This window comes from Kitasatospora sp. McL0602, from assembly GCF_052076145.1.
Taxonomy (GTDB): Bacteria; Actinomycetota; Actinomycetes; order Streptomycetales; family Streptomycetaceae; genus Kitasatospora.
The window spans coordinates 4,920,033-4,943,947 of record NZ_CP197246.1; the positions used below are offsets into that span (position 1 = coordinate 4,920,033).

The window sequence follows — 23,915 nt, forward strand, 5'->3', positions numbered from 1 at the left end:
CTTGACGATCGGCCGACCGGTGCGTGGGATGGCAGTGCTGGCCGCAGGGGCTCTGCTCGGTGTGGTCTGCGTCGGGCCCGCTGCGGCGGACAACATCCGGGACGGTCAGTGGCCGCTGGGGAAGTACGCGGCGGCCCGCGACGTCTGGCCGGTCAGCACGGGTGAGGGCGTGATCGTCGCCGTGATCGACAGCGGTGTGGTCGACCACCAGGACCTGACCGGCCAGCTCCTGCCGGGCGCGGACTTCTCCGGCGGCAACTCGTCGGGCAAGGATGACGCGACCGGCCACGGCACCGGGATGGCGAGCATCATCGCCGGGCACGGCCACGGCGCCGGCTCGGGCTCCGGGATCATGGGCCTGGCTCCGCACGCGAAGATCCTCCCGATCAAGGTCGGTCTGACGGAGGACGGCAACATCGGCTCGGGCCCCGAGACCAAGATCGCCGACGCCATCCGCTTCGCGGTCGACAAGGGCGCCAAGGTCGTCAACATGTCCATCGCGGGCTCGCTCGGTCACGACGACGCAGCCCGCGAGGCCGTGAAGTACGCCGTCAGCAAGGACGTCGTGCTGGTCGCCGGCGTCGGCAACCTCGGCGACGTGAACAGCCCGGTGCTGTACCCCGCGGCCTTCCCCGGCGTGGTGGCGGTCGGCGCGATCGACCAGTCCGGCGCGCTGTGGAGCAAGTCGAACCGCGGCCCCGAGGTCACCCTGGTCGCGCCCGGTGTCGACGTCTACCGCGCGACGGCGCAGTCCGCCGGCAGCTACGGCAAGGGCACCGGCACCTCGGACTCCACCGCGTACGTCTCCGCCATCGCCGCCCTGATCCGGGCGAAGTACCCGCAGCTGTCGGCCGGTCAGGTCATCAACCGGATGATCAGCTCGGCGGTGGCGCCGCCCGACAAGTCCGCCGTGCCCAACACCGGCTACGGCTACGGGATCGCCTCGCCGTCCAAGGCACTGGCGGCCAACCCGGCGGTGGACAACGGCCCGCGCGACAACCCGCTGCTGGCCCGGACGGAGGCCCAGGGCGCGCCGGAGGCGACCAACAGCCCCTCGGCAGCGGCGTCCGCCCCTGGCTCGGCGACCCCGGCCCCGGACAGGACCCAGCAGCCGACGGCGAAGGCCGCGAGCGGTGGCATCCCCGGGTACGTGTACGGGGTCGGCGGTGCGGTGGTGCTGCTGGCGGTCGTCGGTGTCGTGCTGGTGGTGCGCCGCCGGCAGGGGTGACGCGCCCACGGATGGGCGATGGTCCTTGGGGCCGGTGGGTCCTTCGGGTAGGGATGGTCCGTCCGTCTACTGCTTGGAGGGTCTGCCGTGTTGAGGAAGTTGGCTGTGCTCGGTGCTGCGTTGGTGGCCGTCGGGACGCTGGGAGCGGGGTCGGCCTCGGCCGACGGGCCGAAGAACCAGCAGGAGGCCGCTGTGTGCAGCCAACTGCTCGGCTGGGTCGGCCTGACGCCGACCACGCTCGGCGCGGTCTGCACGGTGCAGGGCACCAAGGGCTGAGCTGCTGAGTTGCTGGGCCGCCGAACTGCTGGGCCGCCGGGCTGCCGGGCTTTCGCGGGAGAAAGCCCGGTCTGGCAGCATCTTGGCGCAGGCTGGCGGTCCGGAGGGTGGTCCGGGGCGGCCGGGGCGGCGGATCCTTGGGGCATGATCACTCCTGACACCAAGGACTGGACGTGGGTGCTCGAACGCGCCTGCGCCGACTGCGGCCTCGACACCCCGGCGGTCCTCCGCGAGGACGTCGCCGCCATGATCCGGGCCAACGCGGCCAGCTGGATCGCGATCCTCACCGTCGGCTCGGCGGAGGACGTGCGCCGCCGCCCGAGCGCGGAGGTCTGGTCGGAGCTGGAGTACGCCTGCCACGTGCGGGACGTCTTCCGCCTGTTCGACCTCCGCCTCGACCTGATGCTCACCCAGGAAGACCCGGGCTTCGCCAACTGGGACCAGGACGAGACGGCTCTCGCCGAACGCTACGGCGAGCAGGACCCGGCCGTCGTCGCGGTCGAACTCGCCGAGGCGGCCGAGAAGTTGGCGGCCGCCTTCGACACGGTCGGCGGCGAGCAGTGGCTGCGCACCGGAGGCCGCAGCGACGGCGCCCGGTTCACGGTCGAGACGTTCGCGCAGTACCTCGTCCACGACCCGGTGCACCACCTCTTCGATGTGACGGGCGTGAAGCTCCAGGACGCCTAGACGTCTGTCTCCCAGGCGGGGACGCCGTGCGGGGCGGCTTCGGCGACGACCTGCTCGGCGCCGGAGCCGACCCGTGCGGTGAGCAGGAAGCGGTGCTCCTCGCCGACCCGGCGGGGCTCGAAGGCGACGTGGGCGACGGGCGCGGTGGGCGTGCTCGCCTCGGCGAGGCGCGTCAACTCGGCCTCCGCGCGAGCCCATTCGGGCTTCGGGACGTACTGGCGCATGATCGAGTGCCAGACCACCGTCAGGGCGCCCTCGGCGGGCTGCACCTGGCCGAGGAAGTCACCGGCGCCCGAGGCCTCGACCTGCGTCGGCAGCTCGGCGGCCAGCGCCAGCGCGCCGTTCAGCCGGGCGGCCCGGCTCGGCTGGTCGGCCCAGACGTAGCTGCGCAGCGCCAGCGCGCCGTCGGCGGAGCGCGGGTCGATCGGCGTCGGGTCGCAGCCGCGCCGTTCGGTGAAGCGCAGCTCGGGCTGGGGGCCGGTGAGCCAGCCGGGCGGGGTGCCGCGCCAGGCGTCCGCGAGCAGCACGGGGGAGTCGGCCGGGCCGTACGCGAAGCCCGGGGCGGTCAGCCGGAAGTGGTCGGCGAGCAGGTTGAGCCCGGCGCTGGAGCCGAGCTCGAAGAGCCGGACGGGGAGCGGGCCGGTCTCGGCGAGGGCTCGCAGGAGGCCGGTGACCAGCAGATTGGCCCGGCCGGTCTCGTTGGTCTGCGGCGGCCTGGTCATCCACTCCCGGATCCAGGGGAGCCCCGCGGCGACGGTGGCTCGGAAGGCGGACCAGGCGGCGTCCGCCCCGGCGGGGTCGAAGCTGCCGCCCGCGCTCGGGTAGTGGGCGGCCAGCTCGGGGGCGCGGCCGGTCAGGACGAGCCCGTGCACCGCGCCGAGCAGGCGCAGCGCGATCGCGGCCGGGCCGGGGGCGTCCTCGTACCCGGCGAGCGCCTCGGCGCAGGGGCCGCCCTCGGCGACGTCGCGGGCGGCGCGGTGCAGCAGGGCCGCGTACAGCGGGGAGCCCAACTCGGCGCAGGCATCGGCCTGGTGGTCGATCATGGCGATGGCGTGCTCGCGTGGCAAGGTCTTCTCCCGGTGTTCCAGGCGGTCCGATCAGTGATCATCATTCGCCTGTGGCAGGTGGGGGAGAAGTGGCCACCCGGGTGATTGCCGTCACCACTCGCCGATGTCGCTCCGCAGGGCGTGCCGGAGCTGGCTGGCGATGCTCGCGGTGTCGGCCCCGACGACGTCGGCGATCTCGGGGGTGGCGAGGCCGACGACGTAGTGCAGGATGGCCAGATCCTCGTCCTCGGCAGTGGCGCGTGGGGCGGGAGTGGCGTCCGGTGGGGCGGTCCGCGCGGTGACGGTGCTCCGCACGATCTGCCAGGCCGCCGCCGTGGGGTTGGGGCTGCCGAGGATCTCCGGCCAGACGGCGGCCAGTGCCCGGAAGGCGAGCTCGACGGCCTCGGCCGCCCGGCCGGGCTCGCGGAACCACACCTTGGCGTAGCTCAGGTACCGGGGCAGGTGCAGCTCCCGGAAGGCGACGAACTCCAGTGACAGGTGCGGAGGTTGGGCACCCAGGTCGATGGGCCGGACATGACGACTGGTCACATCAGCCTCGCGATCTGGAGTCTCGGCAGCGGGGTCATGCTCACTCTAGGGCCTTGGGCGGACGCTTTGAGTGACAATGTCGTGTCGAAGAGTGTGCGAGGGGTGTGATTGAGACGATATATGACTGGGTGTCAGCTCGCGAGCCCGACCTACTGGGCCGAGCGTTCCCGCTCCCGTGCGCGCTGCGCGGCGACGGCGGCGGCCGAGGCGGCTGCGGCTGCCGCGGCGGGGGCTGCGGCGCTGCGGTCGAGGGTGCTGCGGTCGAGGGTGCTGCGGTCGAGGGTGCTGCGGTCGACGGTGCTGCGGTCCGGGCCGGCCTGTTCGGGGATGGCCGGAGGCTGGGGGAGGGTGCGGCGGCCACGGCCGAGCTCCTCGGCCGCCTCGCGCGCCGCCAGGTACGCCTGGACGGCGGCTATGCCGTAGACCGGCTGGATCAGCTGGTGGCCCTTGAAGAACGGCCGCGCCGGGGCGAAACCCGCAGCGGTCACCACCTCGCGGATCTCGGCTATCTCCTGCTCGTTCCGGGCGGTGAAGCGGACCTCCCAGCCCTTCTTGTACGTGTGGCCGTCCTCGCCGTTGCGGCGGGCCAGGTCCGGCTGGCGGACGTAGCCGGGCAGGCGGCCGAGACGCAGTTGGGCGGCACGCAGGCCGGTGGAGTCGTCACGAGACATGTGCCGATGGTAGGCAATCCGGAGGGGCTGCTGTGACTCCCGGACGGTGCTTCTCAGTATGGCGCTCGTCACTCTCGGTCAGAAGCCGCTGATCAAGGGGTCACATACCGGGCACCGGACGGCCCCGATGAAATGCGGAATATCGGATGGTACAGGCCAACTCCGGCCGAATCCGGCAACTGGCTGAACATCCCTTACGCCTTATGAGTGAGGGTATGGGGACTTTAGTGCAGGCCAGTCCCGGTTTCGCGACGGTTGGGTAACGGTGCGTCAGGTCGTGGATGCGGGAGTGGGCCGGTTGGGGAAGGTGTCGGCATGAGCTACCAGGCCCCTTCCCCCGCCCCGTCCCTCCAGGAGCTGGCGCGGCGCCAGCAGAACGTCATCACCGCGAGCCAGCTGCGCGCCCGGGGAGTCCCCGCGAGGGTGGTCAGCGAGTACTGCCGGCGCGGCGGCCCCTGGCAGCGGCTGCTGCCCCGGGTCTACCTGCTCCAGGGCGGCGAGCCGACCCCCGAGCAGCGGATGTGGGCCGCCCTGCTCTACGCCGCGCAGGACGGCCGGGAGGAGGGCCGTCGGGAGGGTGCGGTGATCACCGGCACGGCTGCCCTCGCGCTCTACGGCTTCACCTCGGTGCCCCGGCTCCCGGCCGTGACCGAGGTGGACGTGCTGGTGCCACGCCAGCGCCGCCTGAAGGATGCGGGCGAGGTGCGGATCCGGCGCACCGGGCGGGAGTTGGAGGCGCGCTCGGTGCACGGGCTGGCCTGCGCCCCGGTCGCCCGTGCGGTGGCGGACGCGTTGCGCGAGTGGGCGGCCGAGGGTGCCTTCGAGCTCGGCCTGGTGCCACCCGCGCTGGTGCGCCGGGTGCTCGTCGAGGCGGTCGGCCGGGGCGAAGCCGGTTGCACCGTCGCCGAGTTGATCGCCGAGCTGGGCGAGGCCGAGCTGCTGGAGGAGGAGCGAGTGCGGGCCGCCCTCGACGAACTGCTTGCGGCGCAGCGCGAGTTGGTCCTCGGCCGGCTGGGCGAGCTGATCGACGAGTGGCTGCTCCCGGTGCCGGTGACCGGCCCCGAGCTGCGGATGAAGGGCGGTACGTACGTCGCGGTGCCGGATCTCTACTGGCCGGAGGCGGGTGTCGCCGTCGAGGTCGACTCCGAGCTGCGCTGCGTCAGCGAGGGCGAGGCCGCCTGGGTGCGGGGCGGCCAGCACCGGATGGAGTACCTGGGGGTCCGGGTGGTGTACGTCTCCGGGCAGCGCGTCGCCGCCGAACCGGACGTGGTCGGCGGCGAGCTGCGGGAGGCCTTCCGGGCCGGTGGGGAGGACGTGATCGAGCTGTTCGTCAGCTCCTGACGACCGGCGTGCCGGTCAACTCGACCCCTGCCGCCGCGAGTTCCACCAGAGCGTGCTCGGTGGTGGCGGCGGCGACCCCGGCCGTGAGATCCAGCAGGACCCGGGTGGTGAACCCCTCCCGGGCGGCGTCCAGGGCGGTGGCCCGGACGCAGTGGTCGGTGGCGATGCCGACCACGTCGACCTCGGTGACGTTGCGGGCGTGCAGCCACTCGGCGAGCGTGCCGCCGTTCTCGTCCGTGCCCTCGAAGCCGCTGTACGCGGCCGAGTACGCACCCTTGTCGAAGACCGCCTCGATCGCGCCCGAGGTCACGGAGGGCGCGAAGTTGGGGTGGAAGCCGACACCCTCCGTACCGGCGACGCAGTGCACCGGCCAGGAGTCCCGGTAGTCCGGCTCCGTCGAGAAGTGCCCGCCCGGGTCGATGTGGTGGTCCCGGGTGGCAAGGATGTGGGTGTAGCCGGAGGCCGCTTCGGCGATCAGGTCGGTGATCGCGGCGGCCACCTCGGCGCCCCCGGCGACGGCCAGGCTGCCGCCCTCGCAGAAGTCGTTCTGCACGTCGACGATGATGAGTGCCCGGTGCATGGGGGTGCTTCCTTGTCGGTGGGGAGGGTGCGGGGGCGCGGTGGGCTCAACTCTAGGGAGTGACGCGCGTAGGCGGAAGGTTTCCCGCGCCCCGGGTCGGCCGTCGGGCGTCAGTCGTCGGCCGTCAGCGCAGGACGAGTTCGGTCGGGAGCACCGGCTCGCCCTTGGAGAGCTGGGTGGCGGAGAGCGGGAGCCCGGCGCGGGCCCGGACGTGGCGGTCGCGGGCGGCGGTGAGCGGCTCGCGGCCGACGATCTCGCCGTGCCGGACCAGCGGGACCTGCAGCAGGTGCGGCGCGAGCTCGGCGGGCAGCGCGCCGGTGCCGACCACCTCGGCCTCGGCCACCCCCTCCTCGTCGGGCCGCCGGGCGGCCCACTTGCGGCCGCCGACGCTCGACTTGGCCCCGGCCGAGCGCTTGGCCACGGGCAGCAGCGGCCCGCCGGCGGCGGTCGCGCGGGCGACCAGCTTGTAGACCATGGCGCAGGTCGGGTGCCCGCTGCCGGTGACCAGGCTGGTGCCGACGCCGTAGCCGTCGACGGGGGCGGAGGCCAGCGCGGCGATGGCGTACTCGTCCAGGTCCGAGGTGACGATGATCCGGGTCTTCTCGGCCCCCAGCAGGTCGAGCTGGCGGCGGACGCGGTGCGCGAGGAGGGTCAGGTCGCCGGAGTCGATCCGGACGGCGCCGAGCGTCGGCCCGGCGACCTCGACGGCGGTGCGGACGGCCTCCGCGAGGTCGTAGGTGTCGATCAGCAGGGTGGTGCCCCGGCCCATCGACTCGATCTGCGCGGTGAAGGCATCCCGCTCGCTGTCGTGCAGCAGGGTGAAGGCGTGCGCCGCGGTGCCGGTGGTCGGGATGCCGTGGGTGAACCCGGCCTCCAGGTCGGAGGTCGCGGTGAAGCCCGCGACGTAGGCGGCGCGAGCGGCGGCCACGGCGGCGCCCTCGTGCGCCCGGCGGGCACCCATCTCGATGCAGGGGCGCTCCCCGGCGGCGCTGGTCATCCGGGAGGCGGCGGCGGCGATCGCCGAGTCGTGGTTGAGGATCGAGAGGATCAGCGTCTCCAGGATCACCGACTCGGCGAAGGTGCCCTCGACGGTGAGCACGGGCGAGCCGGGGAAGTAGACCTCGCCTTCCGGGTAGCCGTGGATGTCGCCGGTGAAGCGGTAGTCGGCGAGGAAGCGCAGCGTCGGCTCGTCGACCACCTCCTGGTCGGCCAGCCAGTCCAGCTGGTGGCTGGTGAAGCGGAAGTCCTCGATCGCGTCCAGCAGCCGTCCGGTACCGGCCAGCACCCCGTAGCGGCGGCCGTTCGGGAGGCGCCTGGTGAACACCTCGAAGGCCGAACGGCGGTGCGCGGCGCCGCTGCGCAGCGCGGCCTGCAACATGGTGAGCTCATAACGGTCGGTGAGCAGCGCGGTGGAGCGGCGCGCGGTGATGGCGTCCATGGGGATGATGCTACTACCACTTAGCGTCAGAGTGACGATTTCTCGTGCGGCAAGCCGGAACGTCCACCCGGATTCGCTCCGACGTCGCTCGGATGGAAGCATGAGAGACGGAATCCGTGCTTCGAGAGTGCCCCAGCGAGGAGTGTCAGCCGTGAGTGTCGCGCCCGTGGAGATCGAGCGCCCGGAGGTCGAAAGCCTCCCGTCGGTGGAGCCGGACACACCCTGGGTGACCATCGTCCACAACGACCCGGTCAACCTGATGAGCTACGTGCAGTACGTGTTCCAGGCCTACTTCGGCTACCCGAAGGAGAAGGCCAGGCAGCTGATGATGGAGGTGCACGGCAAGGGCCGGGCCGTCGTCTCCAGCGGCTCCCGCGAGGAGATGGAGCGGGACGTGCAGGCGATGCACGGCTACGGCCTGTGGGCCACCCTCCAGCACGACTGACACCCGAACCTGAACCACCAACCGACGAAGACAGGCTGACACAGACTCATGGCTGGGTTGTTCGAGAGCACCGGCGGCGGCAGTGCGGCGATCGTGCTGGACGAGCTGGAGGCGTCCATCCTGCGCTCGCTGGAAGTGCAGATGCTGGAGCTGATCGGCCCGGGGCCGGGCGGGGAGAGCGACGACCCGCTGGCCGCACTGTTCGCCGAGGGTCCGAGCGAGGCCCCCGAGGATCCGGCGCTGGCGCGGCTCTTCCCCGACGCGTACGGCGAGCCCGGGGCGGTGGCGGACGACGAGACGAAGGCCTCGGCCGCCGAGTTCCGCCGCTACACCGAGCTGGACCTGCGGGCCCGCAAGCGCGACGACGCGCTGAGCGTCGTCCGGGCGCTGGACGGCCTCGGCGGCGCGGGCGGCGAGGTCAAGGTCGCCGCCGCCGACTGCCCGCGCTGGCTGTGCGCCCTCAACGACCTGCGGCTGACGCTCGGCACCCGCCTGGAGGTCACCGAGGAGGACGAGGAAGGGCTCTACCAGCTGCCCGACAGCGACCAGCGCAAGCCGCTGGTGATGGCGTACCTCTGGCTCGGCGGGATGCAGGAGTCGCTGATCGAGGCGATGACGGGCTGACCCGACCCCTCGCCGGCCCCCAATCCCCCAATCCCCCTGTCCACCTGGTGGACAGGGGGATTGGTCATTTCGGGCGAATCATGGCAGAGCGGTGCATCACATGCTCAAATAACGCTCAGACGAGCACCGCTCTCCGGTTACAGCGTGGTAGGACTTCCTCACCCCACGAAGCAAGGACGGTGGCCATGGCCGACCCCACGTACGACGAGGTCGTCGACGCCAAACCCGACGACGAGGGCTACGCCCGCGGGCTGAACAGCCGTCAGATCCAGATGATCGCCATCGGCGGCGCCATCGGCACCGGCCTCTTCCTCGGCGCCGGCACGGCCATCTCCAAGGCCGGCCCCAGCCTGATCCTCAGCTACGCCGTGGCCGGCGTGGTGATCTTCGTGATCATGCGCGCGCTCGGCGAACTCCTCACCTACCGCCCGGTCTCCGGCAGCTTCGCCGAGTACGCCCGCGAGTTCCTCGGCCCCTTCGCCGGGTACGTCACCGGCTGGACGTACTGGCTGTTCTGGGTCGTCACCGGCATGGCCGAGACCACCGCCGCCGCCGTCTACGTCAAGTACTGGGCCCCCGGCTTCCCGCAGTGGCTCAGCGCACTGGCCTTCCTGGTCATCCTCTACGCCGCCAACCTGATCTCGGTGAAGCTCTTCGGCGAGATCGAGTTCTGGTTCTCCATGGTCAAGGTCACCGCCATCATCGGCATGATCCTGATCGGCATCGGCGTGCTCACCATCGGCTTCAGCAAGGCCGGGGACACCGCCTCCGTCACCCACCTCTGGCAGGACGGCGGCTTCTTCCCCAAGGGCATCGGCGCGACGCTGATGACCCTCCAGATCGTCATGTTCGCCTACCTCGGCGTCGAACTCGTCGGCGTCACCGCAGGCGAGAGCGAGAACCCCGAGAAGACCCTGCCGCGCGCCATCAACACCTTGCCGCTGCGCATCGTGCTCTTCTACATCGGCGCCCTGGTGGTCATCCTCTCGCTGGTGCCGTGGACGGAGTTCCAACCCGGCGTCAGCCCGTTCGTCGCCGCCTTCGCCAAGATCGGCATCCCCGCTGCCGCCGGGATCATCAACTTCGTGGTGCTCACCGCCGCGCTCTCCTCCTGCAACTCCGGCATGTACTCCACCGGCCGGATGCTCCGCGACCTCGCCCTGCGCGGCCAGGCCCCCGGCGGCGTCACCCGCCTCAACCGGCACCAGAGCCCCGCCCTGGCCATCACCGTCTCCGCCCTGCTGATGGGCCTCGGCGTGATCCTCAACTACGTCGCCCCCGGCAAGGCGTTCACGTACGTCACCTCCGTCGCGACCGTCTGCGGCATCTGGACCTGGGCGGTCATCCTGGTCTGCCAGATCCGCTACCGCACCGCCTGGCGCGCCGGGCACCTCCCGCCGCCGAGCTTCAAGGCCCCCGGCGGGGCCTGGACGAGCTGGGCCGCGCTCGCCTTCCTCGGCCTGGTCGTGGTGCTGATCGCCTTCGACGACGACAACCGCATCTCGCTGTACGTCTTCCCGGTCTGGGCCGCCCTGCTGGTGATCGGGTACCAGGTGCTCAAGCGCCGCCGCCCCGAGGCCGTCCACGGCAAGGCGCACGACCACCTGCACGTGCCGCCGTCCGCACAGTGAGCGCCACGACTGGGCCGCTTACGGGCCTGGCTACCATGACCGCATGCTGACCATCACCCGAGAACTGCACGACGCGATCGTCGCCCACGCGCGGGCCGACCACCCGGACGAGGCGTGCGGCGTGGTCGCCGGACCGGCGGGCACCGGCCGCCCCGAGCGGTTCATCCCGATGCTCAACGCGGCGCGCTCGCCCACCTTCTACGAGTTCGACTCCGGTGACCTGCTGAAGCTCTACCGCGAGATGGACGACCGGGACGAGGAGCCCGTGATCGTCTACCACTCGCACACCGCGACCGAGGCCTACCCCTCGCGCACCGACGTCAGCTACGCCTCCGAACCCGAGGCGCACTACGTGCTCGTCTCGACGGCCGAGGGCACCGCCCCGGAGGACGCGTTCCAGTTCCGATCGTTCCGCATCGTGGACGGCGAGATCACGGAGGAAGACGTCAAGGTCGTCGAGACGTATTCCGCCTGATCAGACCGCGTGCCGAGGAGCCCGCCGCACTGCCCACCGGGCGGGCGGCGGGCTCTCTGCTGCGCCCACCGCGCAACTCGGGGCACCCGGTATGACGAAATGCGAGACGGAATCATCCGGATCGCGAGACGGAGATGTCGGAGCGGGGGCGGGAATCTATACGATGAGCGCATGCGTTCCGTCGATGTGAGCACCCAGGCCCCGGGCATCCGCCTCGTGGCGCGCCTGCACGTCGACCTGTGCCGGCTCGCCAGCTCCATCTGTCCCGGCACGGCGGACGCGCGCTGACTTCCGGCGACACCCCGCCGACCCGCTCGTCGCCCCGCCCGCCGGGGCATGCATCCACCAGGCTTTCCGAGCCGCGCCAGAGCGGCCACCCGACACCACCCCACAGGAGCGCAGCCATGGCCATCGAGGTCCGCATCCCCACGATCCTCCGCACCTACACCGACGGCGAGAAGGCCGTCCAGGGCAGCGGAAGCAGCCTTGAGGAGCTCTTCGCCGACCTCGAAACCCGCCACCCCGGCATCGCCGACCGCCTGCTGGACGGCGGCGAGCTGCGCCGCTTCGTCAACGTCTACCTGAACGACGAGGACGTCCGCTTCCTGGAGGGCATCACCACCGCCGTCACCGACGGCGACAGCGTCACCATCCTCCCGGCCGTGGCCGGCGGCTCCCGCTGATCGTTGTGTGACCAGGGCGGCTCCCCGACGGGAGCCGCCCTCACCCCTGCCACTCCCCGCTCACAGCCGGAGGCTGCCTTGCGTTACGACAGTCCGCTCGAAGCCGTCGGCAACACCCCGCTGGTCCGGCTGCCACGCCTCTCCGCAGCCATCCCCGGCAACGCCGACGGACAGGTCAGCCTCTGGGCCAAGCTGGAGGACCGCAACCCCACCGGCTCGATCAAGGACCGCCCGGCCCTGCACATGATCGAACGCGCCGAGGCCGCCGGACGGCTCACCCCCGGCTGCACCATCCTCGAACCCACCAGCGGCAACACCGGCATCTCGCTCGCCATGGCGGCCAAGCTCAAGGGCTACCGCATGGTCTGCGTCATGCCCGAGAACACCAGCGAGGAACGGCGCGAGCTGCTCCGCATGTGGGGCGCCGAGATCATCCCCTCCCCGGCGGCCGGCGGCTCCAACACCGCCGTCCGGATCGCCAAGGAGATCGCGGCCGAGCACCCCGACTGGGTGATGCTCTACCAGTACGGCAACCCCGACAACGCGGGCGCCCACTACGCCACCACCGCCCCCGAGATCCTCGCCGACCTCCCCACCGTCACCCACTTCGTCGCCGGACTCGGCACCACCGGCACCCTGATGGGCGTCGGCCGCTTCCTCCGCGAGAAGGTCCCCGGCGTACGGATCGTCGCCGCCGAACCCCGCTACGACGACCTGGTCTACGGCCTGCGCAACCTCGACGAGGGCTTCGTCCCCGAGCTCTACGACGCCGAAGTCCTCACCACCCGCTTCTCCGTCGGCTCCGCCGACGCAGTGCTGCGCACCCGCGAACTCCTCCAGCAGGAGGGCATCTTCGCGGGCGTCTCGACCGGCGCGATCCTGCACGCCGCTATCGGCGTCGGCCGCAAGGCCGCAGCCGCCGGCGAACGCGCCGACATCGTCTTCGTCGTCGCCGACGGCGGCTGGAAGTACCTCTCCACCGGCATCTACACCGCCGCCACCACCGAAGAAGCCGTCGAAGCCCTCCAGGGCCAACTCTGGGCCTGACGCAGCCCGCCAAGGGCCAGTTGCACTATCCAGGGGCGCGGGGAACTGCGCGCTGCGGGAGGCGCTGGACCGTCTCTTCCGATTTCGCGCACGCAGTGAATCAAGCAGAGCCCCGCGCTCCTGGGGCCGGCCTTAGCGAGCAGCTACCTTGGCCCAGGTCTGGGGGTCGACCGGGCCGATTCTGCGGCGGAAGTCGGCGAGCGGGACCTCGCGGAGCTCGTCCGTCTCCAGCCAGCTGGTGCGGCCCTGGCGGTCGCCGACGGCGCCGGGCGGGAGCGGGAGAACGCCAGGCCGTTCCGCGTGGTGCTTGCTGGTGATCTTGGCGACGGTCGCGGTGCGGCCGTTGACCCGCAGGACGAGGCAGGGGCGGTCCTTCGCTCCGGGCCCGTCCTCGAAGGGGACTTCGGCCCACCAGATCTCCCGGGGCGCGGGCCCCCGCCCGGCGGGCCGGGTCCGGGTCGGAGTCGGCCTCGGGGTCGGCCGCCGACGGGTGCGGGCCACCGCCGCCACCAGGGCGAGGGCTGCCAAGAGCCCCGCCGCCACCCAGCCCCAGTTGCCGTGCATGCCGCTCTCCTCCAGCTGTCCGAATTCGTACGGCAGACCGTATCCGCTGAGCACGCGGCGCCGTGACATTCGGGGATTTGTCCGTTCCGGGCTGCCGCTTCGTCACGGAACGACCACGAAGCCGGTTCTGTCCTAAAGGTCGTCGTTGAGCCGTAAAAAGCTGGCCGCAGCACCCGAGCCGAGGCTCGGAACCCTCGCCCGAAGGTGGCCCCCGATGACCTCTCGCAGCACCGAACTCTGGTCATACGCCGAGATCGCCCGCCACATCAACGTCCAGCCCGAGACCGTCCGCAACTACCGCCGCCACGGCCTGCTGCCCGACCCGGACCTGACGGACGCCAACGGCCACCCGAAGTGGTACGCGGACACCATCCGCAGCTGGGCCCGCAACCGCCCCGGCCACCGCTGACCGCAAGCGGCCCGCCGGCCCCGCCCCGTTCTGGTGATTCCAGCCACAGCACGGCACGGAGACGGGGGCAAAGTGCCCCTCCGCCCTTACTCTCGTCTCGCGGAGACAGCGCTACCGACAGGTAGCGTCCGGCAGGTGCGGACCATGACCCAGTGGGGCGGAGGGGCTCGGCATGAAACTGACCGTGGTGGGGTGCTCGGGAAGCTTCCCGTCCACCGACTCGGCCTGCTCCAGCTATCTGGTGGAGGCGGAAGGCTACCGCGCCGTCATCGACCTCGGGAACGGCGCGCTCGGTGCCCTGCAGAACTACTGCGGGCTGTACGAGGTCGACGCCGTGCTGCTCAGCCACCTGCACGCCGATCACTGCATCGACCTGTGCGCGTACTGGGTCGCCCGCAACTACCGGCTGGAGGGCTGCCCCGACCCGGTGCCCGTGTACGGGCCGCACGGCACCCCGGGCCGCCTCGCCCGCGCGTACGACATGCCGGAGGACCCGGGGATGAAGGAGGTCTTCGACTTCCACACCCTGACGGAGGGCACCTTCGACCTCGGCCCGCTGCGGGTGACGGCGATCCCCGTCAACCACCCGGTCGAGGCGTACGCCTTCCGGGTGGAACACGACGGCCGCAGCTTCGTCTACTCCGGCGACACCGGCGTCTGCCCCGAGCTGGTCGAACTCGCCCAGGACACCGACCTCTTCCTCTGCGAGGCCGCCTACACGCACGGCCGTGAACAGTTCGAGGCGGTCCACCTGAACGGCCGTCAGGCCGGTGAGCACGCCGCCGCCGCCGGGGCCCGCCGCCTCGTCCTCACCCACATCCCGCCGTGGACGGACGCCGCCTGCAACCTCCGCGACGCGGCGGCTGTGTACGACGGCCCGGTCGAGGTGGCCCGGCCCGGCGCCGTCTACGACCTCTAGCGGCCCCTGTCTGAACTACCGCGCCTGCTGGGGAAGTCCGCGCTTCCACGCCCAGAAGGCCGCCGCCACCGCGGCGACGAGGATGCCGCCGACGACGAGGGCGAGCCGGTCGGTCGGCCGGCCGGCAGGCGCTGCGGCAACCGGTGCTGCGGGCGCGGATGCTGCGGCGACCGGCCCTGCCGTGACCGGCCCCGCTGCGGCGACCGGACCTGCTGCGACTGCCGGTGCAGCGACCGGCGGCCCCACGGTGATGTCGGCCTCCTCCCGTCCGAGTGCGGGGAAGCCGGCCTCGACGGTGACGTGCCAGGTGCCGACGGGCAGTGCCTCGGCGGTGGCGAAGGTCGCGGGGCTGCCCGGCACCGGCTCCAACTGCCATGGCCCGGCCCGGTGGCCGTCGGCGGAGACCGCGCTCAGGGTCGCGGCGAGCGTCTCCGTGACGGGGTCGCCGTCGGCCTCCCAGGTCGCCACCGTGCTCGGCTGGCCGCCGCCCCGGTTGGCGACCGCCAGGTGGATCGAGTCACCGTGTGCGAGGGCGGGCCCGGCGCCCGCCAGGGTGAGCCCGGCGGCGAGCGCAACGGTGGCCGGGAGAAGGGCAATTCGCATCGGACAGCTCCTGCCAGAAAGAGGGTGCGGCCCGGTGGGGCCGCACCCTTTCGACGGACGGGTGGGTCAGGAGACGGGCTGCACGGCCCACTGCTGATAATCGGCATCGGCGGCGGGTCGCTGAAGCTCCAGCAGCCAACCCCCGTAGTACCAGCGCTTGCTGACGCCGAGCACCAGGTCGGAGCCCTTCGCGGAGAGCGCGTACCGGCTGCCGACGGCCGTCAACTTCCACTGCTGGGCTGCTGATCCGTCACAGGGCCGCTGCGCGACGTACTGGCCGGGCAGCGCCGCGCCGCCGGTCTGCAGGCACTTGCCGGTCAGCGCCGAGCGCATCCGCAGGTAGCCGGACCCGGCGTCGTCGAAGAGCCACTGCTGGTTGGCGTAGCCGGTGCTCTGGTACGCGATCAGCACGGTGCCGTCGTTGGCGGAGCTGCCCCAGAGGTCGGCGGCCTGGCCGGTGAGGCTGTTGAGCAGCTGGTACGGCGTGCCGGGCTTGGTCGGGGCACCCGAGCCGCCGGTCGCCGGGGTGTGGAAGGCGGTGGCCTTGCCGGGCGCGGAGGTCTGCCCGGAGCCGTCGCGGACGGCGACGGCGAGGGTGTACGCGGTGTCGGGCCGGAGCCGGACGATGCGGACGACCGTCGACCGGACGACGCTGATGGCGCGCCCGTTCAGCCGGATCTCGTACCCGGCGGCGCCGTCGGCCTGCGGCCAGCTGGCCACCACGGAGTCGGCGGTGAGCTGGCTGGTCGTCGCCTCGGGCCCGGTGCCGGTCGGCGTGGTCGAGGTGGGCGTCGGGGTCGGGCTCGCGGTGTGGCTGGCGGTCGGCGTCGGCGTGGGCTTCTGCGTCGGGGTGGGCGTCGGGGTGGGAGTGCTGCCGCCACCGCCGTTGCCGTTCCCGGCGATCAGGAACTGGTTGTTGGCGACGTTCCAGTGCGTGGTGAGGTAACTACCGGGCTTGGGGCTGGTGTTGTAGTAGTCGTCATGGTTGCAGTCCAGCCGGTCGTCGTGGGTGCGGTCCGGGCAGTGGATCTGCATCTGCGGGTAGGACGGCGAGTCGGAGTAGCACATGATGTCCCACTCGTCGACGCAGTGGCCGGCCTTGCTGCTGTTGGGGGCGCTGTTGTTCACCGCGCCGAGGTTGTGGCCGAGTTCGTGGGCGCTGGTGGAGCCGCTCCAGCAGCCGTTGTCCGTCCGGCCGTACGAGGGGCCGAAGTTGCTGATGTTGTCCTGGCCGGGGCGCTCGTCGCCGGCGAAGGTGCCTATGCCGCAGTAGACCTGGGCGTCGGCGAAGATCATGTACTTGCGGTCGCGCCGGTTGAAGCCCTGCTTGGCCAGCGCGTCGTTGCTGGTGCCGAACTGCTGGAGGGCGCCGGCCGGGAGCTCCACGTCGAGCACGGCGGCGGTGCAGTCGGGCTGGGTGACGAACCGGATGTGCCGAGTGCCGCCGGTCTCCTGGGCGCTCGCGTTGTAGATGGTGTCGGCGTCGGCCGCCCACTTCCGGAAGGACGGCAGGTACTCGCCGAACCGGTCCTGGCCGGGCGCGTGCACGTACAGCACCTGGACGCGGTTGCCGGTCGTCCCGTCGCCGTCGCAGACCAGGGCCGCTCCGGCGGCGGCCGGTGCCTGGTGCGGCGCGGCGGAGGCCTGCGGGTCGGCGGTCTGCGGGGAGGGGGTCTGCGTGGTGGCGGCCGCGACGGCCTGCTGGGGCGCGGCGGCGTCGAGGACGGGCTGCTGGTCGGTCAGCAGGTCACCGGCGGACGGCGTGCCGCCGGCCCCGACGGTCAGGTCCGGAGCCTGGGCCGCGGCGACGGCCGGGGGAGTGGTCTTGTGGATGTCGACGCCCTTGGGCGCGACGTCCGGCCCGTGGGTGCAGAGCGCCGCCGAGGAGACCTGGTACACGCCCTCGCACTTGTCGCCCTTGGCGGCGGGGACGAGCCCGGAGTACACCAGCCCACGGGCCGGGTCGCTGCTGGGCGTGCCGTGCAGCGGCGTCGGCGGCTCGTTGTGCTGCGGCGCGGCGGCGGGTGAGGAGGCCACCGCCGCCACGGCCCGGGTGGCGGCCCGCGCTGCCGCGACCGGCTGCGCGGTGTCGCCCTCGGTCACCGCGCCGATGCCGACCCCGGCCGCGAGCGCCCCGGCGGCCAGGGCCGCCGCGGTGACCATCAGACCACGGCGGCCGCGCCTGGCGCGGCGGTGGTGGGTGGCTTTCCTGACTCCCATGCAGGTCTCCCCTTGGTAGCTGGTACCTGGGAGATCCGGGGGCGACCGTCGGATAACAGAAATTCGCGCAGAGATTCGGGCAGCGAATCCGGGCAGGCCTGAACCCCAAGGGGCACAGGGCCCCTTGGGGTTGCTCGAGCTGCCGGGCGGCCGGGGCTCAGGCCTTGGTGATGTCCTCGATCTCCTCGTCGCTCTCGCGGCCGGGGGTCGGGAGGTTGAACTTTGTGATCGCGAAGCGGAAGACCACGTAGTAGATCGCCGCGAAGACCAGGCCGATCGGGACGATCAGCCACGGCTTGGTGGCGAGGTGCCAGCTCAGGCCGTAGTCGATCGCACCGGCGGAGAAGTTGAAGCCGACGTGCACGCCGAGCGCCCAGGTGACGGCCATCGAGACGGCGGTCAGGACGGCGTGGATGGCGTACAGCACGGGGGCGATGAAGACGAAGGCGAACTCGATCGGCTCGGTGACACCGGTGACGAAGGAAGTCAGCGCCAGCGACATCATCATGCCCATCACGGCCTTGCGGCGCTCCGGGCGGGCGCAGTGCGCGATCGCCAGGGCGGCGGCGGGGAGGGCGAACATCATGATCGGGAAGAAGCCCGAGGTGAACTGCCCGGCCGTCGGGTCGCCGGCGAAGAAGCGGGTGATGTCACCGTGCGCGACGGTGCCGTCGGCCTTGGTGTAGTCACCGGCCTGGAACCAGGCGTAGGAGTTGACGAACTGGTGCATGCCGACGGGCAGCAGTGCGCGGTTGATCAGGCCGAACGCGGCGGCGCCGAGCGAGCCGGCACCGATCAGGGTGTTGTTCAGGTGGCCGATGGCGTCGCCGACCGGGCCCCAGGTGTAGGCGAAGAGCACGCCGACGGCGGTGCCGACGAAGGCCATGATGATCGGGACGAGGCGGCGGCCGTTGAAGAAGCCGAGCCAGTCGACGAGCTTGGTGCGGTGGTACTTCTGCCAGATCACCGCGCTCAGCAGGCCGATGACCACACCGCCGAGGACACCCGGGTCCTGGTAGGTGGCGGCGGCGTCCTTGCCGGGCAGGACCTGGGCCGCGGTGATCGGGAAGGCCGTCAGGACGTTCTTGTACACCAGGAAGCCGACCAGTGCGGCCAGCGCGGTGGAGCCGTCGGCCTTCTTGGCGAAGCCGATCGCGATGCCCACCGCGAAGAGCAGCGGCAGGTTGTCGAAGACGGCGTGGCCGGCCGTGGCGAAGACCGCGGCGACCTTGAGCCAGCCGAGGCCGTCCTTGCCGAACACGTCGTCCTGCCCGAGACGCAGCAGGAGGCCCGCCGCGGGGAGGACGGCGATGGGCAGCTGGAGGCTGCGGCCCATCTTCTGCAGACCCTGGAGGAAGCTCTGGCCGAACTTCTTGCCGGGGCTGGGAGTGGGCGCCGCGGCGGGCGCCGGTGCCTGCGCAGTCGTACTCATGGGGGTGGTTCCTAACGGCAGGGCGGGTCGGTCGGGGCGGAGCATCGGGGGCCGAACCGCGAACTGGTCTACACCACTAGTGGTGTAGACCAGTTTTTAGCACGCGTCGAGAAGGGGGGGAACCCCTGAATGCCGCGCAGCTGGGAAGCGCTATGAAATCGAAACCTTGTTGAGTTTTTGGAGAGTTGCGCAACAAAAGGCCCGTCCAGCCGTCGGTGCACGGCTGGACGGGCCCCCGGAGCAGGGCGGGATCAGTCCTTGGTGATGTCCTCGATCTCGTCCTCGGGCTCGCGGCCCGGCGTGGTGAGGTTCCACCGGATGATCGCGAAGCGGAAGAGCGAGTAGTAGAGCGCCGCGAAAACCAGCCCGATGGGGATCACCATCCAGGGCTTGGTGGCGAGGTTCCAGTTCAGCGCGTAGTCGATCAGACCGGCCGAGAAGGCGAAGCCGTCGTGCACCCCGAGGGCCCACGTGACGGCCATCGACAGGCCGGTCAGCAGCGCGTGGATCACGTACAGCGCCGGGGCGATGAACATGAACGAGAACTCGATCGGCTCGGTCACGCCGGTGATGAAGCTGGTGAGGGCGACCGAGATCATCATGCCCAGGACCGCCTTGCGGCGCTCGGGGCGGGCGCAGTGCGCGATGGCGACGGCCGCGGCGGGAAGACCGAACATCATAATCGGGAAGAACCCGGACATGAACTGACCGGCCGTCGGGTCACCGTGGAAGAAGCGCGGGATGTCGCCGATCCAGGTGTGGCCGGAGGAGTCCGTGAAGCTGCCGACCTGCTGCTGGAAGAAGGTGTTCAGGAACTGGTGCATGCCGACCGGGATCAGCAGCCGGTTGGCCACGCCGTAGATGCCCGCGCCCGCCGCGCCGAGGCCCGTCAGCCAGTCGCTCGCGTTCGTCAGGCCGGTGCCGATCGGCCCCCAGATCAGACCGACCAGCACGCCGACGGCGGTGCCGACGAAGGCCATGATGATCGGGACGAGGCGGCGGCCGTTGAAGAAGCCGAGCCAGTCGACCAGCCTGGTGCGGTGGTACTTCTGCCAGATCACCGCGCTCAGCAGGCCTATCACGATGCCGCCGAACACCCCGGGATTCTGCGGCTTGCCCGCCGGGAGCGCCTCGGTGACGGTGCCCGCCATCGGGAAGGCGGTCAGCACGTTGTGGAAGACCAGGTACCCGACGAGAGCGGCGAGCGCGGTCGAGCCGTCCGCCTTCTTGGCGAAGCCGATCGCGACACCCACGCAGAAGAGCAGCGGCAGATTGCCGAAGACGGCGTCACCCGCCGTGGCGAAGACGGTGGCGACCTTGCCCCACTGCAGGCCGTCCTTGCCGAACACGTCGTCCTGGCCCAGCCGCAGCAGGATGCCCGCCGCAGGGAGGACGGCGACCGGGAGCTGGAGGCTGCGCCCGATCTTCTGCAGGCCCTGCAACAGGCCGGCACCTGGCTTCTTGGCTGGGGCGGCCGCAGGGGCGGTCGTCGTACTCATGGGCTTCGTCCTTCGGCGGTGGGCCACGTCGCGCACCGATCGGCTGAGCACCGATTGGTCTACACCACTAGGGGGTGCAGAACTGTTCTAACACGCTTCCGACATTGCGCCGAAATGAATCCGACGCGGGGTCAGCCGGCCCAGGGGGAACGGAATTGTGACAGGGTCGATGGTCCCTTTCCGGGCATGCCGAAAGCCCCCGGGCCATAGGGTCCGAGGGCCTTTCGAGGGGTGGATCGAGTACGAAGAGGAGGTTTGGGTCGGTCAGGCCTTGGTGACGTCCTCGACTTCGTCCTCGTCCTCCCGGCCGGGGGTCTTGAGATCGAATCTGACGATGATGAAACGGAATGTCACGTAGTAGACGACCGCGAAGACCAGGCCGATCGGGATGATCATCCAGGGCTTGGTCGCCAGGCTCCAGTTGATGACGTAGTCGATCAGGCCGGCCGAGAAGCTGAAGCCGTCGTGGACGCCGAGCGCCCAGGTGACGGCCATCGAGGCGCCGGTCAGCACGGCGTGCGCGGCGTAGAGGGCGGGGGCGATGTAGGCGAAGGAGTACTCGATCGGCTCGGTCACGCCGGTGACGAAGGAGGTCAGCGCGACCGAGGTCATCAGGCCGTAGATCTCCTTGCGGCGGTGCGGCTTGGCCGAGTGGGCGATCGCCAGCGCGGCGGCTGGCAGCGCGAACATCATGATCGGGAAGAAGCCGGAGGTGAACTGCCCGGCCGTCGGGTCACCGGCCAGGAAGCGGTTGATGTCACCGTTGACGACCGTGCCGTCCGGCTTGGTGAACGAGCCGAACTGGAACCAGACGAAGGTGTTCAGCAGCTGGTGCATGCCGATCAGCAGCAGCGAGCGGTTGGCCAGACCGAAGATGCCGGAGCCCCAGGCCCCCAGGTCGGAGAGCCACTTGCTGAAGTCGGTCAGGCCGGTGCCGATCGGCGACCAGACCCACACCATCAGCGCGCCGAGGAGCAGACCGACCACTGCGGTGATCATCGGGACGAGGCGTCGGCCGTTGAAGAAGCCCAGCCAGTCGACCAGCTTGACGCGGTGGTAGCGGACCCACAGCCAGGCCGACATCAGGCCCATCAGGATGCCGCCGAGCACCCCGGGGTTCTGGTACGTCACCGGGCTCGCCTTCTGGGCCGCGAAGTCGACGCACTGGTTGCCCTTCAGGACCGTCCCGCCCGAGCAGCTGTCGGGAAAGGCCTGTAGCACGGAGTAGTAGACGAGGAAGCCGACGACCGCGGCGAGGGCGGTCGACCCGTCGGCCTTCTTGGCCATGCCGATCGCGACGCCGATGCAGAAGAGCAGCGGCAGGCCGAGCGAGGAGTTCAGCAGGGCGCCACCGGCTGCACCGACCGCCGCGGCGACGTTGTCCCAGCCCAGGCCGTCCTTGCCGAAGACGTCCGGCTGGCCGAGGCGGTTGAGGATGCCGGCCGCCGGGAGGACGGCGACCGGGAGCTGGAGGCTGCGGCCCATCTTCTGCAGCCCGCCGTAGAAGCCGTGCCACCACGGTGCCTGCACTTGTGCGGCGCCTGCCGAACTCATCTCTTCGCCCTCCGGGTGCCTCGTGCGGCGGCCGCGGAACACCGGGGGCGGGTCCGGCGTTGTCCGAAGTGCACCTAATATTGGTGTAGACCACTTGAATGGCAATGCCGGGGCGCGTCGGGTCCTGAGCCCATTGATCGTCATCCTCGGGTGATGATCGGGAGTGCGCGCGCCGAAATGGGCCAAAAGTGGACTAACGTGGCAAACCGTCGGGAGTCGGGCGATGCTTGTCGCGCTGTTGCACAGCGCGGCACCTGAGCCCGCGTCACCTCCCGGCAGAGGGCACCCCCTGCACCGAGCAAGGACGGCACCCGGCAACGCTGTCGGAGCGCCGAGACAGAGGAGAAAGACATGGCCAGCAAGGCTGAGAAGATCGTCGCCGGTCTCGGCGGTATCGAGAACATCGAAGAGGTCGAAGGCTGCATCACCCGCCTCCGCACCGAGGTCATCGACCCCTCCAAGGTCGACGAGGCCGCACTCAAGGCCGCCGGCGCCCACGGCGTCGTCAAGATGGGCACCGCGATCCAGGTCGTCATCGGCACCGACGCCGACCCCATCGCCGCCGACATCGAAGACATGATGTGAGCTGACCCCACGGTCGCCCCACCGAGGCCCGCCCACCGCACCCCCGGTCGGCGGGCCCTCGCGTACGCGGGCCCCACCCCCGAGCGACTACGCTCGGAAGCTATGTCACGCATCGACGGCCGCACCCCCGAACAGCTCCGGCCCATCACCATCGAACGAGGCTGGAGCAAGCACGCCGAAGGCTCCGTCCTGATCAGCTACGGCGACACCAAGGTGCTCTGCACCGCCAGCGTCACCGAGGGCGTCCCCCGCTGGCGCAAGGGCACCGGCGAAGGCTGGGTCACCGCCGAGTACTCCATGCTCCCCCGCGCCACCAACACCCGCGGCGACCGCGAATCCGTCCGCGGCAAGATCGGCGGCCGCACCCACGAGATCAGCCGCCTCATCGGCCGCTCGCTGCGCGCCGTCATCGACCACCGCGCCCTCGCCGAGAACACCATCGTCCTCGACTGCGACGTCCTCCAGGCCGACGGCGGCACCCGCACCGCCGCCATCACCGGCGCCTACGTCGCCCTCGTCGACGCCGTCACCTGGGCCCGCGAGAAGAAGATCCTCCGCGCCAAGGGCCAGCCCATCACCGGCGGCGTCAGCGCAGTCAGCGTCGGCATCATCGACGGCACCCCCATGCTCGACCTCCGCTACGAGGAGGACGTCCGCGCCGAGACCGACATGAACATCGTCTGCACCGCCGACGGCCGCTTCGTCGAGGTCCAGGGCACCGCCGAAGGCGCCCCCTTCGACCGCGCCCTCCTCGACCAGCTCCTCGACCTCGGCACCCTCGGCTGCGCCGAGCTCGACGAGATCCAGCGCAAGGTGCTCGAAGCCTCGCTCTAGCCCGGCCCTTGCCCGGCCTGCTACGGGCTCCGGCCGCCAACGCTGTACAGGCGGGGGCCGGAGCCCGTACCGTTCCGCGCAGACGTCCCGTACGGGAACCGGCGCACCCCCGTGCGCCGTCCTTCCCTACCGGACCAGCCAAGAGCTTTCACCGGAGGACTCCCGATGCCGAACAGCATCAACCGCTCCACCACTCTCGCCGTGGCCGCGCTCATCCTCGTCCTCCCGCTCAGCGCGGTGAGCTGCTCCGCCGCCCAGAAGGCGATCGACTGCGGCACCACCGCCGCCCGCGTCGCCGGCGACATCGCCGACGCAGGCACCGCCTTCAACAACGCGGACAAGAACCCGCAGGCCGCCGGACAGGCCCTTCAGAAGCTCAAGAAGGACCTCGACCAGCTCGGCCGCAACTCCAGCGACACCGACGTCGCCAAGGCCGTCACCGACCTCCAGACCCAGGTCGACAAGGCCCAGAAGGCGATCGACGCCAAGGAGACCCCCGACCTCAAGCCGCTCGGTGACGCCGCCGCCAACCTCAGCAAGATCTGCACCGGCTGACGCGGCCCGCCCCCTCCGGC

The 23,915-nt window shown here is 71.1% G+C and carries 27 protein-coding genes; 16 read left to right on the forward strand and 11 right to left on the reverse strand.

All coding sequences use genetic code 11. The annotated features are described in order from the left end of the window. Position 1 precedes the first annotated feature (1 nt). The 3 genes from ACR68M_RS22505 (at position 2) to ACR68M_RS22515 (ending at position 2,191) form a co-directional block, all read left to right on the forward strand. On the forward strand, positions 2-1,228 hold the full coding sequence (locus ACR68M_RS22505; RefSeq protein WP_441245908.1) for a S8 family serine peptidase: 1,227 nt from the start codon (positions 2-4) through the stop codon (positions 1,226-1,228). Positions 1,229-1,333: 105 nt separating this feature from the next. Continuing rightward, a complete protein-coding gene (locus ACR68M_RS22510) occupies positions 1,334-1,504 on the forward strand; it encodes a hypothetical protein (protein WP_441245909.1) in 171 nt (56 codons plus the stop codon). Positions 1,505-1,648: 144 nt separating this feature from the next. Then, positions 1,649-2,191, forward strand: a complete 543-nt coding sequence (locus ACR68M_RS22515; RefSeq protein ID WP_441245910.1) for a DinB family protein — start codon at positions 1,649-1,651, stop codon at positions 2,189-2,191. Here the strand turns inward: ACR68M_RS22515 and ACR68M_RS22520 are convergent. The 3 genes from ACR68M_RS22520 to ACR68M_RS22530 form a co-directional block, all read right to left on the reverse strand. Then, on the reverse strand, positions 2,188-3,258 hold the full coding sequence (locus tag ACR68M_RS22520; protein ID WP_441245911.1) for a DUF2332 domain-containing protein: 1,071 nt from the start codon (positions 3,256-3,258) through the stop codon (positions 2,188-2,190). The genes ACR68M_RS22515 and ACR68M_RS22520 overlap by 4 nt on opposite strands. A 90-nt stretch (positions 3,259-3,348) precedes the next feature. Then, complete coding sequence (locus ACR68M_RS22525) at positions 3,349-3,786, reverse strand: hypothetical protein (protein ID WP_441245912.1); 438 nt, start codon at positions 3,784-3,786, stop codon at positions 3,349-3,351. 149 nt (positions 3,787-3,935) lie between these two features. After that, positions 3,936-4,457 (reverse strand): hypothetical protein, encoded by a 522-nt coding sequence (locus tag ACR68M_RS22530; protein WP_441245913.1) that lies wholly within the window; start codon positions 4,455-4,457, stop codon positions 3,936-3,938. 315 nt (positions 4,458-4,772) lie between these two features. On the opposite strand from ACR68M_RS22530, the gene ACR68M_RS22535 reads away from it, so the two are divergent. Then, positions 4,773-5,798, forward strand: a complete 1,026-nt coding sequence (locus ACR68M_RS22535; RefSeq protein ID WP_441245914.1) for a hypothetical protein — start codon at positions 4,773-4,775, stop codon at positions 5,796-5,798. Here the strand turns inward: ACR68M_RS22535 and ACR68M_RS22540 are convergent. Further along, the gene (locus tag ACR68M_RS22540) at positions 5,788-6,378 is read right to left on the reverse strand and encodes an isochorismatase family protein (protein WP_441245915.1); all 591 of its coding nucleotides are present in this window, start codon (positions 6,376-6,378) and stop codon (positions 5,788-5,790) included. The two genes, ACR68M_RS22535 and ACR68M_RS22540, sit on opposite strands and share 11 nt — an antisense overlap. A gap of 124 nt (positions 6,379-6,502) precedes the next feature. Continuing rightward, a complete protein-coding gene (locus ACR68M_RS22545) occupies positions 6,503-7,816 on the reverse strand; it encodes a nicotinate phosphoribosyltransferase (protein ID WP_441245916.1) in 1,314 nt (437 codons plus the stop codon). A gap of 151 nt (positions 7,817-7,967) precedes the next feature. On the opposite strand from ACR68M_RS22545, the gene clpS reads away from it, so the two are divergent. From clpS to ACR68M_RS22580, 7 genes are all read left to right on the forward strand, one after another. Then, positions 7,968-8,261 (forward strand): ATP-dependent Clp protease adapter ClpS, encoded by a 294-nt coding sequence (gene clpS, locus ACR68M_RS22550; RefSeq protein ID WP_441245917.1) that lies wholly within the window; start codon positions 7,968-7,970, stop codon positions 8,259-8,261. Between the two features lie 48 nt (positions 8,262-8,309). Next, complete coding sequence (locus ACR68M_RS22555) at positions 8,310-8,885, forward strand: DUF2017 domain-containing protein (RefSeq protein WP_441245918.1); 576 nt, start codon at positions 8,310-8,312, stop codon at positions 8,883-8,885. Positions 8,886-9,070: 185 nt separating this feature from the next. Continuing rightward, positions 9,071-10,516, forward strand: a complete 1,446-nt coding sequence (locus ACR68M_RS22560) for an amino acid permease (protein WP_441245919.1) — start codon at positions 9,071-9,073, stop codon at positions 10,514-10,516. A 43-nt stretch (positions 10,517-10,559) separates the two neighbouring features. Then, positions 10,560-10,991 (forward strand): Mov34/MPN/PAD-1 family protein, encoded by a 432-nt coding sequence (locus ACR68M_RS22565; protein ID WP_441245920.1) that lies wholly within the window; start codon positions 10,560-10,562, stop codon positions 10,989-10,991. Between the two features lie 171 nt (positions 10,992-11,162). Continuing rightward, positions 11,163-11,279: a putative leader peptide gene (locus ACR68M_RS22570; protein ID WP_441245921.1), complete on the forward strand. Its 117-nt coding sequence runs from the start codon at positions 11,163-11,165 to the stop codon at positions 11,277-11,279. A gap of 116 nt (positions 11,280-11,395) precedes the next feature. Then, the gene (locus ACR68M_RS22575) at positions 11,396-11,674 is read left to right on the forward strand and encodes a MoaD/ThiS family protein (protein WP_441245922.1); all 279 of its coding nucleotides are present in this window, start codon (positions 11,396-11,398) and stop codon (positions 11,672-11,674) included. Positions 11,675-11,752: 78 nt separating this feature from the next. Then, positions 11,753-12,721, forward strand: a complete 969-nt coding sequence (locus ACR68M_RS22580; protein WP_441245923.1) for a PLP-dependent cysteine synthase family protein — start codon at positions 11,753-11,755, stop codon at positions 12,719-12,721. A 132-nt stretch (positions 12,722-12,853) separates the two neighbouring features. Here the strand turns inward: ACR68M_RS22580 and ACR68M_RS22585 are convergent, their stop codons facing one another. Continuing rightward, positions 12,854-13,285: a type II toxin-antitoxin system PemK/MazF family toxin gene (locus tag ACR68M_RS22585; protein WP_441251686.1), complete on the reverse strand. Its 432-nt coding sequence runs from the start codon at positions 13,283-13,285 to the stop codon at positions 12,854-12,856. A 214-nt stretch (positions 13,286-13,499) separates the two neighbouring features. On the opposite strand from ACR68M_RS22585, the gene ACR68M_RS22590 reads away from it, so the two are divergent. Beyond that, the gene (locus ACR68M_RS22590; RefSeq protein ID WP_441245924.1) at positions 13,500-13,694 is read left to right on the forward strand and encodes a MarR family transcriptional regulator; all 195 of its coding nucleotides are present in this window, start codon (positions 13,500-13,502) and stop codon (positions 13,692-13,694) included. Between the two features lie 172 nt (positions 13,695-13,866). Continuing rightward, on the forward strand, positions 13,867-14,613 hold the full coding sequence (locus ACR68M_RS22595; RefSeq protein WP_441245925.1) for an MBL fold metallo-hydrolase: 747 nt from the start codon (positions 13,867-13,869) through the stop codon (positions 14,611-14,613). A gap of 15 nt (positions 14,614-14,628) precedes the next feature. Here the strand turns inward: ACR68M_RS22595 and ACR68M_RS22600 are convergent, their stop codons facing one another. The 5 genes from ACR68M_RS22600 to ACR68M_RS22620 form a co-directional block, all read right to left on the reverse strand. Further along, a complete protein-coding gene (locus ACR68M_RS22600; RefSeq protein ID WP_441245926.1) occupies positions 14,629-15,216 on the reverse strand; it encodes a hypothetical protein in 588 nt (195 codons plus the stop codon). Positions 15,217-15,282: 66 nt separating this feature from the next. Next, positions 15,283-17,436: an RICIN domain-containing protein gene (locus ACR68M_RS22605; protein WP_441245927.1), complete on the reverse strand. Its 2,154-nt coding sequence runs from the start codon at positions 17,434-17,436 to the stop codon at positions 15,283-15,285. Positions 17,437-17,593: 157 nt separating this feature from the next. Next, a complete protein-coding gene (locus ACR68M_RS22610) occupies positions 17,594-18,868 on the reverse strand; it encodes a PTS transporter subunit EIIC (protein WP_441245928.1) in 1,275 nt (424 codons plus the stop codon). 251 nt (positions 18,869-19,119) lie between these two features. Next, positions 19,120-20,367 (reverse strand): PTS transporter subunit EIIC, encoded by a 1,248-nt coding sequence (locus ACR68M_RS22615; protein ID WP_441245929.1) that lies wholly within the window; start codon positions 20,365-20,367, stop codon positions 19,120-19,122. Positions 20,368-20,631: 264 nt separating this feature from the next. Continuing rightward, complete coding sequence (locus tag ACR68M_RS22620; protein WP_441245930.1) at positions 20,632-21,921, reverse strand: PTS transporter subunit EIIC; 1,290 nt, start codon at positions 21,919-21,921, stop codon at positions 20,632-20,634. 351 nt (positions 21,922-22,272) lie between these two features. Between ACR68M_RS22620 and ACR68M_RS22625 the strand changes: the two genes are divergently transcribed. The 3 genes from ACR68M_RS22625 (at position 22,273) to ACR68M_RS22635 (ending at position 23,895) form a co-directional block, all read left to right on the forward strand. Beyond that, on the forward strand, positions 22,273-22,506 hold the full coding sequence (locus ACR68M_RS22625) for a glucose PTS transporter subunit EIIB (protein WP_018517946.1): 234 nt from the start codon (positions 22,273-22,275) through the stop codon (positions 22,504-22,506). Between the two features lie 102 nt (positions 22,507-22,608). Next, positions 22,609-23,340 carry a ribonuclease PH gene (rph, locus tag ACR68M_RS22630; RefSeq protein ID WP_441245931.1) on the forward strand — a complete coding sequence of 244 codons (732 nt, stop codon included), beginning with the start codon at positions 22,609-22,611 and terminating at the stop codon, positions 23,338-23,340. A gap of 165 nt (positions 23,341-23,505) precedes the next feature. Then, positions 23,506-23,895: a hypothetical protein gene (locus ACR68M_RS22635; RefSeq protein ID WP_441245932.1), complete on the forward strand. Its 390-nt coding sequence runs from the start codon at positions 23,506-23,508 to the stop codon at positions 23,893-23,895. The last annotated feature ends 20 nt before the right edge of the window (positions 23,896-23,915 follow it).

Coding starts and splice junctions, on each gene's coding strand:
- ACR68M_RS22620 (WP_441245930.1), bottom strand. CDS start 21,921: ATGAGTTCGGCAGGCGCCGCACAAGTGCAGGCACCGTGGTGGCACGGC.
- ACR68M_RS22565 (WP_441245920.1), top strand. CDS start 10,560: ATGCTGACCATCACCCGAGAACTGCACGACGCGATCGTCGCCCACGCG.
- ACR68M_RS22610 (WP_441245928.1), bottom strand. CDS start 18,868: ATGAGTACGACTGCGCAGGCACCGGCGCCCGCCGCGGCGCCCACTCCC.
- rph (WP_441245931.1), top strand. CDS start 22,609: ATGTCACGCATCGACGGCCGCACCCCCGAACAGCTCCGGCCCATCACC.
- ACR68M_RS22595 (WP_441245925.1), top strand. CDS start 13,867: ATGAAACTGACCGTGGTGGGGTGCTCGGGAAGCTTCCCGTCCACCGAC.
- ACR68M_RS22625 (WP_018517946.1), top strand. CDS start 22,273: ATGGCCAGCAAGGCTGAGAAGATCGTCGCCGGTCTCGGCGGTATCGAG.
- ACR68M_RS22555 (WP_441245918.1), top strand. CDS start 8,310: ATGGCTGGGTTGTTCGAGAGCACCGGCGGCGGCAGTGCGGCGATCGTG.
- ACR68M_RS22540 (WP_441245915.1), bottom strand. CDS start 6,378: ATGCACCGGGCACTCATCATCGTCGACGTGCAGAACGACTTCTGCGAG.
- ACR68M_RS22635 (WP_441245932.1), top strand. CDS start 23,506: ATGCCGAACAGCATCAACCGCTCCACCACTCTCGCCGTGGCCGCGCTC.
- ACR68M_RS22570 (WP_441245921.1), top strand. CDS start 11,163: ATGCGTTCCGTCGATGTGAGCACCCAGGCCCCGGGCATCCGCCTCGTG.
- ACR68M_RS22590 (WP_441245924.1), top strand. CDS start 13,500: ATGACCTCTCGCAGCACCGAACTCTGGTCATACGCCGAGATCGCCCGC.
- ACR68M_RS22560 (WP_441245919.1), top strand. CDS start 9,071: ATGGCCGACCCCACGTACGACGAGGTCGTCGACGCCAAACCCGACGAC.
- ACR68M_RS22615 (WP_441245929.1), bottom strand. CDS start 20,367: ATGAGTACGACGACCGCCCCTGCGGCCGCCCCAGCCAAGAAGCCAGGT.
- ACR68M_RS22515 (WP_441245910.1), top strand. CDS start 1,649: ATGATCACTCCTGACACCAAGGACTGGACGTGGGTGCTCGAACGCGCC.
- ACR68M_RS22545 (WP_441245916.1), bottom strand. CDS start 7,816: ATGGACGCCATCACCGCGCGCCGCTCCACCGCGCTGCTCACCGACCGT.
- ACR68M_RS22600 (WP_441245926.1), bottom strand. CDS start 15,216: ATGCGAATTGCCCTTCTCCCGGCCACCGTTGCGCTCGCCGCCGGGCTC.
- ACR68M_RS22530 (WP_441245913.1), bottom strand. CDS start 4,457: ATGTCTCGTGACGACTCCACCGGCCTGCGTGCCGCCCAACTGCGTCTC.
- ACR68M_RS22535 (WP_441245914.1), top strand. CDS start 4,773: ATGAGCTACCAGGCCCCTTCCCCCGCCCCGTCCCTCCAGGAGCTGGCG.
- ACR68M_RS22575 (WP_441245922.1), top strand. CDS start 11,396: ATGGCCATCGAGGTCCGCATCCCCACGATCCTCCGCACCTACACCGAC.
- ACR68M_RS22585 (WP_441251686.1), bottom strand. CDS start 13,285: ATGCACGGCAACTGGGGCTGGGTGGCGGCGGGGCTCTTGGCAGCCCTC.
- ACR68M_RS22605 (WP_441245927.1), bottom strand. CDS start 17,436: ATGGGAGTCAGGAAAGCCACCCACCACCGCCGCGCCAGGCGCGGCCGC.